This window comes from Roseomonas sp. TAS13, from assembly GCF_001950415.1.
In the GTDB taxonomy this organism is placed as follows: domain Bacteria; phylum Pseudomonadota; class Alphaproteobacteria; order Acetobacterales; family Acetobacteraceae; genus Roseomonas; species Roseomonas mucosa.
Map to the genome: position 1 here is coordinate 1 of NZ_BDLP01000154.1, position 10080 is coordinate 10080.

A 10080-nucleotide genomic window follows, 5' to 3' on the forward strand; every position below is an offset into this window, starting at 1 on the left:
CCGTCCGGCACGGACCAAATCAACCATCTGACGGCGGAACTCAGGCGAGTACGGCGGATGCGTCTTGGGCATCAGGAACACCTCTGGCGAAAGCTTCAGGGTGTCCACCAAACCGGGTCAATCCCAGTTCCGCTCACGAGCCACGGCCACGAAGTAGCGGATCTGCCGGAGTTCCAGTCGATACCTCCTGGGTATGGTGGAGACCGATTTGGTCTTGGATTGCTGCGCTGCACCCGGTGAATAAGTCCGGAAGCAGGAGGAAAATAATGGTCCAGGTATCGTCCGGGAAGTCGCCATGGCATCCCAGGCCCGCTTTCCGCTCCGACATCCCGCATCCCCTCGTTCCGGTCTAGCGCACTCGCGCGGGGTCCGGCGCATGGCCAGGAGTCGCTGGCCATACCGCGCCCGCACCAGGCAGTCCGGGACCAGAACATACAAGGAGGCAAACGATGCTCGATTCCGTGCAGCAAGTGATCGATACGGCACTGGAAGACGATGCCAACAACGGCACCTACCGTGTGGCGCGGGACATCTTCACCGATCCCGCGCTTTTCGAGCTGGAGATGCGGCATATCTTCGAGGGCAACTGGATCTACCTGGCGCATGAGAGCCAGATCCCGAACAAGAACGACTACTTCACCACGCATATGGGGCGGCAGCCCATCTTCATCGCCCGCAACCGAAATGGCGAGCTGAATGCCTTCATCAACGCCTGCTCCCATCGCGGCGCCATGCTGTGCCGCCACAAGCGGGCGAACAAGAGCAGCTTCACCTGTCCCTTCCATGGCTGGACCTTCAACAACTCCGGCAAGCTGCTGAAGGTGAAGGACGGCGAAGGCGCGGGCTATCCCGAGAGCTTCAACAAGGATGGCTCGCATGACCTGACGAAGGTGCCGCGCTTCGAAGCCTATCGTGGCTTCCTCTTCGGCAGCCTGAATCCCGACGTCCTGCCGCTGGCCGAGCACCTGGGCGAGGCGGCGAAGATCATCGACATGATCGTGGACCAGTCGCCGGACGGGCTGGAAGTGCTGCGCGGCTCCTCCTCCTACATCTATGACGGGAACTGGAAGTTGCAGACCGAGAATGGCGCCGACGGCTACCATGTTTCCTCGGTCCACTGGAACTACGCGGCCACGACGCAGCAGCGCAAGCAGCAGGAACAGGGCGACAAGGTGCGCGCCATGGATGCCGGTGGCTGGGCGAAGCAGGGCGGCGGCTTCTATTCCTTCGAGCATGGCCACCTGCTGCTCTGGACCAACTGGGCCAATCCACAGGATCGGCCGAACTGGGAGCGGCGCGAGGAGCTGGCGGCGCAGTACGGCCAGGCGCGCGCCGACTGGATGGTGCAGCGGTCGCGCAATCTCTGCCTCTATCCGAACGTCTACCTGATGGACCAGTTCTCCTCGCAGATACGCACCTACCGGCCAATCGCGGTGGATAAGACCGAGGTCACGATCTATTGCATCGCGCCGAAGGGCGAGGCACCCGAGGCGCGCGCCCACCGCATCCGCCAGTACGAGGACTTCTTTAATGCTTCCGGCATGGCGACGCCGGACGACCTGGAGGAGTTCCGTGCCTGCCAGATGTCCTACATGGCGCGCAATGCCCGCTGGAACGACATGTGCCGCGGCGCGGCGCATTGGATCAAGGGCGCCGACGAGGCCGCCGAGGCGATCGGGCTGAAGCCGCTGATGAGCGGGCTGCGCACCGAGGACGAGGGCCTCTTCGTGCTGCAGCACGCATACTGGCGCGACGAGATGCGCAAGGCCCAGCTCCTGGAAACATCGAAGGGCTGAGGAGGAAACCATGTCCATCACGCTCGAAGCCCCGCCTGCCGCCGGACGGAGACTGCTCTCCATCGAGGATGTCCGGCAATTCCTGTACCGCGAGGCGCGCTGCCTGGATGATCGCGACTGGGACGGCTGGCTCGCCCACTACGCGCCAGATGTCGAGTTCTGGATGCCAGCCTGGGACGACGACGACGGGCTGACCGAGGACCCGCAGTCGGAGATCTCGCTGATCTGGTACGGCAACAAGGGCGGGCTGCAGGATCGTGTCTTCCGTATCCGCACGGAACGCTCCAGCGCCACCAGCCTGCCGGAGCCGCGCACCTCGCATAACATCAGCAATGTGGAGATCCTGGAGCAGACGGAAGGCGAATGCCGCCTGCGCTTCAACTGGGTGAACCTCAGCTTCCGCTACAAGACGACCGACACCTACTTCGGCACCTCCTTCTACACGCTCGACACCCGCGGCGTGCAACCGCTGATCACCCGCAAGAAGGTGGTGCTGAAGAACGACTACATCCACCATGTCGTCGACATCTACCACATCTGAAGTGCAGGGGAGGACAGCATGAGCAACAGGATCGCCCTGAACTTCGAGGATGGCGTCACGCGCTTCATCGATTGCGGAGCGGGAGAAACGGTGGCGGACGCCTCCTACCGCGCGGGCATCAACATCCCGCTCGACTGTCGCGATGGTGCCTGCGGCACCTGCAAGTGCCGCGTGGAGGCCGGGACCTATGACGGCGGCGACTATATCGAGGACGCGCTGACCGAGGAGGAAGCGGCGGAAGGCCAGGCGCTCGCCTGCCAGATGCGGCCGAAGAGCGACTGCGTGGTCAGCATCGCTGCCTCCTCGGAAGTCTGCAAGACGGCGGGCCAGCGCTTCGAGGCGAGTCTGGCGAAGGTGGAGCGCCTGTCGGACACCACCATCGCCTTCTCGCTCGAGGGCGCTGGCTGCGTCACCTTCCTGCCCGGCCAGTACGTGAACGTGCAGGTGCCGGGGACGGAGGAGCGGCGCTCCTACTCCTTCAGCTCCACGCCGGGTTCGGATGTCCTCTCCTTCCTCATCCGCGACATCCCACAGGGCAGGATGAGCACCTTTCTGCGCGAGCAGGCAAAGCCTGGGATGCTCATGGACATCGTGGGCCCGTCGGGGAGCTTCTACCTGCGCGACCTGCGCCGGCCCGTGCTCTTCCTGGCGGGCGGCACAGGCCTGGCGCCCTTCCTGGCCATGCTGGGGCGGCTGGAACAGACCGGGACAGGCGGGCATCCGGTGCATCTCGTCTTCGGCGTGACCAACGACGCGGACCTGGTGGAGCTGGACCGGCTGGAGGCCTATGCCGCCAGCATCGCCGGCTTCACCTTCGCCACCTGCGTCGCGGCCGAGACCAGCGCGCATCCGCGCAAGGGCTATGTCACGCAGCACATCAAGCCGGAGCGCCTGAACGGCGGCGACGTGGATATCTACCTCTGTGGCCCGCCGCCGATGGTGGATGCGGTACGCGGCTGGCTCACCGAGCAGGGGATCACGCCCGCGAACTTCTACTACGAGAAATTCTCGTCCAGCGGCGCCGTGACGGCGACCGGCGAATCCCACCGGAAGGCAGCCTGAGATGGGAACGCGCATCTTTGAGGGCCGCTTCACCGGCAAGGTCGCCGTCGTCACCGGCGCGGCGCAGGGCATCGGCCGGGCCACGGCGCTGCGACTGGCGCGGGAGGGCGGCAGCGTCGTGCTTGTGGACCGTTCGGACCTGGTCGCCGAGCTGCGGCAGGAGATCGAGGCCGGGGGCGGCAAGGCCCTGGCTGTCACCGCTGACCTGGAGAGCTATGCCGGCGCCACCTCTGTCATCGAGCGGGCGCAGGAGCACCTCGGCCGCGTCGATATCCTGATCAACAATGTCGGTGGCACGATCTGGGCCATGCCCTATGCCGAATACGCGGAGGCGCAGATCGAGGCGGAGATCCGCCGCTCGCTCTTCCCGACGCTGTGGTGCTGCCGCGCCGTGCTCCCGGCCATGGTCTCGGCAGGAGGCGGGGTGATCGTCAACCTCTCCTCCATCGCCACGCGTGGCGTCAACCGCGTGCCCTATGCGGCGGCGAAGGGCGGGGTGAACGCGATCACCGCCTGCCTCGCCATGGAATATGCCGCGCACAACATCCGCGTCTGCGGTATCGCCCCCGGCGGCACCGAGGCGCCGCCGCGCCGCATCCCGCGCAACCTGCAGGAGATCGGGGAGCAGGAGAAGGCCTGGTTCCGCGAGGTGGTGGAGCAGACCCTCTCCTCCAGCCTCATGCACCGCTACGGCACGACCGAGGAGCAGGCTGCCGCCATCCTGTTCCTGGCCTCGGACGATGCCTCCTACATCACCGGCGTCACCCTGCCCGTCTCGGGCGGCGATCCCGGCTGACAGACCGCCAATCCCGCCACTGTGCGGGCGGCCAAACAGGAGGAAGAGGACAATGACTGACAGCGTGATGGCGATGCCCGAGGTGCAGACGCTGCTGACCAAGCTCAGCGGCTTCGAGCAGGCCAATGGCGATGCGCGGATGAAGAAGATCATCAACCGCATCGTTGCCGATGTCTTCAAGATCATCGAGGAGTTCGACGTGCAGCCGGACGAGGTCTGGTCCGCCGTCGACTACCTGACCCGGGTGGGGCAGGCGAACGAGGGCGGCCTGCTGGTGGCCGGGCTCGGGCTGGAAACCTTCCTCGACATCCGCATGGACGAGGCCGAGCGCAAGGCCGGCATCGAGGGTGGCACGCCGCGCACCATCGAGGGGCCCCTGTATATCGCCGGTGCACCGCTCTGCAAGGGCGAGGCACGGCTCGACGACGGCAACGAGCAGGGCGAGGTCCTGTTCATGGACGGGCAGGTGCGGGACGCGGACGGCAACCCCGTCGCCGGCGCCATCGTCGATGTCTGGCACGCCAATACCCTGGGCGGCTATTCCTTCTTCGATCCGTCGCAGGAGAAGTACAATCTCCGCCGCCGCATCGAGACGGATGCCGAGGGCCGCTACCGCTTCCGCTCCATCCTGCCCTCGGGCTATGGCCTGCCGCCGGAAGGGCCGACGCAGGAACTGCTGAACCATCTCGGCCGTCACGGCAACCGGCCGGCGCATATCCACTTCTTCGTCACCGCGCCGGGCTTCCGCAAGCTGACGACGCAGATCAACATCGATGGCGACAAGTACCTGCATGACGACTTCGCCTTCGCCACGCGTGACGATCTGATCCCGCCCGTCCGCCGCATCGACGACCCGACCGAGGTCCATAAGCGCGGCCTGAACGCGCCCTTCGCCGAGATCAGCTTCGACTTCGTGCTCAACCGCGAGGCGGCCGCCGCGCCCAGCACGGAGATCCACCGCGTCCACGCCGCAGCCGCGTGACGCCGCCACCCGGCCGCCCTGTTGCGGCGGCCGGGTCCCCACGGCCTCCCCTTTCCAAGGTTATGCCCATGCTCGACAGCCCCATCACAGCCCCGGCCGACCTGCGGCGTGACCTGGCCATCGCCTCGGTCCGCAGCACTATCGTGGACGTGCCCACGGTGCGGCGGCACAAGCTCTCCTCCCTGTCCGTCACCGCCCAGAGCTATGTCATCGTCGAGGTGAAGCTGGCCAACGGCGTCACCGGCATCGGCGAGGCGGCGACGCTCGGCGGCCCGCGCTGGAGCGAGGAAAGCGTCGAGAGCATCAAGGCGAATATCGATACCTATCTTACTCCGGCCATCGCCGGCCTGCCGGCGGACCGCTTCGAACTGATCGGCATTCAGCTCGATGCCGCCGCCAAGCGCAACACCGCCGCCAAGTCCGCCATTGAGACGGCGCTGATGGATGCGGTGGGCAAGACCCTCGGCATTCCCGCCGCGCTGCTGCTGGGCGGCGTGGTGCGCGACCGGGTGCCCGTGCTCTGGACCCTGGCCTCGGGCGACCCCGTGCAGGAGGTGGAGGAGGCGGAGCGCAAGATCGCCGCGCGCCTGCACAACACCTTCAAGGTCAAGATCGGCGCGGAGGCGCCGGCAACCGACCTGGCCCGGCTGCGCCACCTCGCCATGGCGCTCGAAGGCCGCGCGACACTGATCGTCGACGCCAACCAAGCCTGGGACGAGACCACGGCGCTGCGCTGCCTGCCGGTGCTGGCGGAGCTCGGCGTCACGTTGGTGGAGCAGCCCGTGCCAGCCTGGGACCTGGACGGGCTCGCGCGGCTTCGCCGCCGCTCCTCCGTGCCGCTGATGGCGGACGAATGCGTCTTCTCGGCGCATGACATGCTGGCCGTGGCGCAGCGTGGCGTGGCCGACGTGGTTTCGCTGAAGCTGGTCAAGCATGGCGGCCTGCTGAACACGCGCAAGGTCGCCGCCGTGGCCGAGGCCGCCGGGATCGGCCTCTATGGCGGTTGCCTGCTGGAAAGCTCCATCGGCGCCTCGGCGCATCTGCAGGCCTTCGCCGGGCTACGCAGCCTCGCCTGGGGTTGCGAGCATTTCGGGCCGCAGATCCTCACCGACGATCTGGTGACGGAGCCGCTGCGCTTCGAGGATTTCCACATCCACCTCCCCTCCGGCCCCGGCATCGGCGTCACCCTCGATCAGGACAAGCTGCGCCGCTACGCGCGGGCCTGAACCTCATAAGGACGGTTTCCATGCTCTATTGCGTCCAGATGGACATCCACGTGCCGCACGATGTGGACAAGGATTCCTTCGAGCGGCTGAAGGCCCAGGAGAAGGCCGTTTCGCAAAAGCTGCAGCGCGAGGGCAAGTGGCCGCATATCTGGCGTGTCACCGGCCGCTACGCCAATGTCAGCATCTTTGACGTGGCCGACCATGACGAGCTGCACGCCATCCTTTCCGGCCTGCCGCTCTTTCCCTTCATGCAGATCACCGTCACGCCGCTCGCGAGGCATCCTTCCTCGATCGCGTGACGTCCCCCCGCGCCGCCACCTCTGTTCGCGGGGTGGCGGCGTGGCCACTGCCGGTTGTGATGACAACGATAATCCCCAAACAGGAGGACTTCCGGTAATGAGCACCGCACGATCCATCGACGTCCAGGAACTCATCAACACTCATCCCGTTTCGCGCTTCCAGGGCATGGTCATGGCGCTCTGCTTCCTGGTCGTGGCCATCGACGGCTTCGACACGGCGGCCATCGGCTTCATCGCCCCGGCGCTGCGCGCGCAATGGAGCGTGACGCCGGCCCAGCTCGCCCCGCTCTTCGGCGCCGGGCTGTTCGGCCTCATGGTCGGCGCCTTCCTCTTCGGGCCGCTGATGGACAAGATCGGGCGCAAGCGCGTGCTGCTCGGCGCCACCGCCTTCTTCGGTGCGGCGACGCTGGCATCCTGCTTCGCCACCTCGGTCGAGTCCCTGGTGGTGCTGCGCTTCGTCACCGGGCTTGGCCTGGGCGGCGCCATGCCGGCCGCCATCACCCTCACCTCGGAATTCTGCCCGGAACACCGGCGCTCGACCCTGGTCACTCTGATGTTCTGCGGCTTCACCATCGGCTCCGCCGCGGCGGGGCTCGCGGCCTCGCATATCGTGGCGGCCTATGGCTGGCAGGGCCTGCTGGCGCTGGGCGGCCTTCTGCCGCTGCTGCTGGTATCGGTGCTCTGGGTGCTGCTGCCGGAATCGCCGCGCTACCTGGTGCTGAGGGATGCACCGTCCGCGCGCATCGCCGCCATCCTCTCCCGCATCGCGCCCGGCGTCCTGCTGGACGGCGCCGTCTTCACCGGCATCCGCCGGGCCAAGGGCTCACCCGTGGCGCAGCTCTTCCGCGGCGGCCTGGCCACGGGTACGCTGCTGCTCTGGCTCGCCTTCTTCATGAGCCTGCTGGTCTTCTACCTGCTTTCCTCCTGGCTGCCGCTGCTGATCACCACGGCAGGCTTCTCGGTCGCCAATGCCTCGCTGATGGCCGCCACGCTGGCGACGGGCGGCACGGTGGGCGCCATCATCATCGGCCGGCTGATGGACCGCTTCGAGCCGCACCGCGTGCTGGCGGCGTCCTATCTCCTGGCCGGCTGCTTCGTCGCCCTGCTCGGCAGCACCACGGCGCAGCCCGGCCTGCTGGTCTTCGCGATCTTCGGCGCCGGCTTCGGCGTCGCTGGGGCGCAGGTCGGGCTCAATGCGCTGTCCGCCGCCTACTACCCGACCGCCAACCGCGGCACCGGGGTGAGCTGGGCCAATGCGGTGGGGCGGATCGGATCTGTGCTCGGCTCCATGGTGGGCGGGGTGCTGCTGTCCCTGGGCTGGGGCCTCGACACGGTGTTCAGCGTGGCTGCCGTGCCGGCCTTCATCGCGGCCCTGGCCATGCTCGCCATGGCCTCCGTCAGGGGCCGGGTGGCGGCCCCGGCGGTGACGGTCAGCCCGGCAGCCTGAACTCTATCAACCGGGACGTCGCGATGGCCCGGGAAGCCGCCCGGGCCTGAACGCGGCGCAGATATCATGGATGGGAGTGTCCTGATCATGGTACGGAAGCACCCCCGCATCGCCATCATCGGCGGCGGGATCGGCGGACTGACCCTGGCACTGGCGCTACGCCAGCGCGGGCTGCGCGCCGAGGTCTACGAGCAGGCCCAGGTCCTGGCAGAGATCGGCGCGGCCGTGGCGCTTTCCGCCAATGCCACGCGGGAGCTGGACCGGCTGGGCCTGATGCCGGCGCTCAGCGCCGTGTCCGCCGAGCCAACGGAGCTGATCTATCGCGACTGGCGCGACGGCCACCGTATCGCCGCGCATCCGGTGCGAGAGGGAGGCGCCTACCGCGCCCGGTTCGGCGCGCCCTATTTCGGCATCCACCGCGCCGACCTTCAGAAGGTCCTGAGCGGCGCCCTGGGCGGAGAGGGCCTGCATCTGGGGCACCGCCTCGCCTCGGTCGAGGAAGCGGGACCGGTGCTGCGCCTGGGCTTCGCCAACGGGCATGTCGCCGAGGCGGATCTGGCGATCGGCGCCGACGGCGTTCGTTCCATCCTGCGTCGTTGGATCACGGGGCGCGAGGAGACACTCTATTCCGGCACCAGTGCCTTCCGCGGCATCGTGCCGGTGGATCGCCTGCCCTCGCTGCCGGACCCGCAGGCCATCCAGTTCTGGATGGGGCCGGGGGCGCATCTCCTGCACTACGCGATCGGTGGCGGGGGCGGACATGTCAACTTCTTCGCCGTGACCGAGGGGCCGTGCCCCTGGCCGCGCCGCGACGCCTGGCTGGACGAGGCCTCACGGGAGGAGGCGCTGGCGGCCTTCCATGGCTGGCATCCCGCCGTGACCGAGATGATCGGTGCCGCCACCCATTACGCGCGCTGGGGCCTCTTCGTCACCCGGCCGCTGCCGCGCTGGTCGCGCGGGCAGGCGGTTCTGCTGGGCGATGCCGCGCATGCCATGCTGCCCCATCACGGACAGGGTGCGAACACCACCATCGAGGATGCCCTGACCCTGGCGGAACTCCTGGGGCGCGGCGAGGCTATGGAGACGGTCCTGCTGCGCTACGAGACGCTGCGCCGGGCCCGCACGCGCAAGATCCAGCGCAGTTCCTGGATCACCAACGCGCTGCTGCACCTACCCGATGGGCCCGGCCTGGCGGAGCGCGATCGGCGCATGGCGTGCTTTCCCGAGGATTTCGGCTGGATCCACGGCTTCGATGCCCTGCAATCGGCGGGCGGGCCGTCCGGTCCCTCCCCGTCGCAGGCCAGGGCGGCGTGAACCGGCTCGACGGCATCGCGCCACTCCTCTTCGTAGGCATCTGGGCCACCGGCTTCGTGCTGGCGCGTTTCGTCGGCCCCTATGCGGAGCCGCTGGCCTTCCTGACCCTGCGCTTCGCCCTGAGCGCCGTCGTCTTCGCCCTGCTGGCCCTGGCCGCCGGCGCCCCGTGGCCCCGGTCGGCGCGCGCCTGGGGCGCGGCGCTGCTATGCGGAGTGCTGATGCAAGGCGCCTATCTCTTCGGCGTCTTCTGGTCGGTGCGTCATGGCCTGCCGGCGGGGATCGCCGCGCTGGTGGGTGGCCTGCAGCCGCTGCTGACTGCCGCGCTGGCCATCCCGCTGCTCGACGAGGCAGTCGGGCCGCGTCGCTGGCTTGGCATCGGTCTCGGCTTCGCGGGGGCGGCGTTCGTCCTCGCGCCGGGCCTGGCTGTTCCGGGCACGGTCCATCCGGGCCTGGACAGTGGCGGACTGCCGCTGCTGCCGCTGGCGGTCTGCCTAGAGGCTGTTGTGGACCTGGGTGATTGAGGTGAGGTGCTTGAGCATGAGGCAAGCAAAGGCGACGAGATGGAGGCCTGCGAGTGTTTCGGGCAGGCGTTCATAGTCGCGGACGAGGCGTCGGAA

10 protein-coding genes are annotated in these 10080 nt (G+C 67.8%); all 10 read left to right on the forward strand.

Annotated features, from left to right (window positions below):
- The first annotated feature begins 449 nt into the window (after positions 1-449).
- Positions 450-1796, forward strand: coding sequence for a benzoate 1,2-dioxygenase large subunit (benA, locus tag ROTAS13_RS13090; RefSeq protein WP_019461944.1), 1347 nt, complete (start codon positions 450-452; stop codon positions 1794-1796).
- Between the two features lie 10 nt (positions 1797-1806).
- Positions 1807-2337 (forward strand): benzoate 1,2-dioxygenase small subunit, encoded by a 531-nt coding sequence (gene benB, locus ROTAS13_RS13095; protein ID WP_075822563.1) that lies wholly within the window; start codon positions 1807-1809, stop codon positions 2335-2337.
- Positions 2338-2355: 18 nt separating this feature from the next.
- The gene (gene benC / locus ROTAS13_RS13100) at positions 2356-3399 is read left to right on the forward strand and encodes a benzoate 1,2-dioxygenase electron transfer component BenC (protein WP_075822564.1); all 1044 of its coding nucleotides are present in this window, start codon (positions 2356-2358) and stop codon (positions 3397-3399) included.
- A gap of 1 nt (position 3400) precedes the next feature.
- Positions 3401-4195, forward strand: coding sequence for a 1,6-dihydroxycyclohexa-2,4-diene-1-carboxylate dehydrogenase (locus ROTAS13_RS13105; protein WP_075822565.1), 795 nt, complete (start codon positions 3401-3403; stop codon positions 4193-4195).
- Positions 4196-4247: 52 nt separating this feature from the next.
- On the forward strand, positions 4248-5177 hold the full coding sequence (gene catA / locus ROTAS13_RS13110; RefSeq protein ID WP_026033341.1) for a catechol 1,2-dioxygenase: 930 nt from the start codon (positions 4248-4250) through the stop codon (positions 5175-5177).
- A gap of 68 nt (positions 5178-5245) precedes the next feature.
- Positions 5246-6403 (forward strand): muconate cycloisomerase family protein, encoded by a 1158-nt coding sequence (locus tag ROTAS13_RS13115; protein WP_026033342.1) that lies wholly within the window; start codon positions 5246-5248, stop codon positions 6401-6403.
- Between the two features lie 20 nt (positions 6404-6423).
- The gene (gene catC, locus ROTAS13_RS13120) at positions 6424-6702 is read left to right on the forward strand and encodes a muconolactone Delta-isomerase (RefSeq protein ID WP_019461950.1); all 279 of its coding nucleotides are present in this window, start codon (positions 6424-6426) and stop codon (positions 6700-6702) included.
- Positions 6703-6799: 97 nt separating this feature from the next.
- Positions 6800-8149 (forward strand): MFS transporter, encoded by a 1350-nt coding sequence (locus tag ROTAS13_RS13125; RefSeq protein ID WP_075822566.1) that lies wholly within the window; start codon positions 6800-6802, stop codon positions 8147-8149.
- Positions 8150-8236: 87 nt separating this feature from the next.
- Positions 8237-9463 carry an FAD-dependent monooxygenase gene (locus ROTAS13_RS13130; protein WP_252572424.1) on the forward strand — a complete coding sequence of 409 codons (1227 nt, stop codon included), beginning with the start codon at positions 8237-8239 and terminating at the stop codon, positions 9461-9463.
- A complete protein-coding gene (locus ROTAS13_RS13135; protein ID WP_253187678.1) occupies positions 9460-9984 on the forward strand; it encodes a DMT family transporter in 525 nt (174 codons plus the stop codon). The genes ROTAS13_RS13130 and ROTAS13_RS13135 overlap by 4 nt, the downstream gene beginning before the upstream one ends.
- Positions 9985-10080 lie beyond the last annotated feature (96 nt).

Coding starts and splice junctions, on each gene's coding strand:
- benA (WP_019461944.1), top strand. CDS start 450: ATGCTCGATTCCGTGCAGCAAGTGATCGATACGGCACTGGAAGACGAT.
- benB (WP_075822563.1), top strand. CDS start 1,807: ATGTCCATCACGCTCGAAGCCCCGCCTGCCGCCGGACGGAGACTGCTC.
- benC (WP_075822564.1), top strand. CDS start 2,356: ATGAGCAACAGGATCGCCCTGAACTTCGAGGATGGCGTCACGCGCTTC.
- ROTAS13_RS13105 (WP_075822565.1), top strand. CDS start 3,401: ATGGGAACGCGCATCTTTGAGGGCCGCTTCACCGGCAAGGTCGCCGTC.
- catA (WP_026033341.1), top strand. CDS start 4,248: ATGACTGACAGCGTGATGGCGATGCCCGAGGTGCAGACGCTGCTGACC.
- ROTAS13_RS13115 (WP_026033342.1), top strand. CDS start 5,246: ATGCTCGACAGCCCCATCACAGCCCCGGCCGACCTGCGGCGTGACCTG.
- catC (WP_019461950.1), top strand. CDS start 6,424: ATGCTCTATTGCGTCCAGATGGACATCCACGTGCCGCACGATGTGGAC.
- ROTAS13_RS13125 (WP_075822566.1), top strand. CDS start 6,800: ATGAGCACCGCACGATCCATCGACGTCCAGGAACTCATCAACACTCAT.
- ROTAS13_RS13130 (WP_252572424.1), top strand. CDS start 8,237: ATGGTACGGAAGCACCCCCGCATCGCCATCATCGGCGGCGGGATCGGC.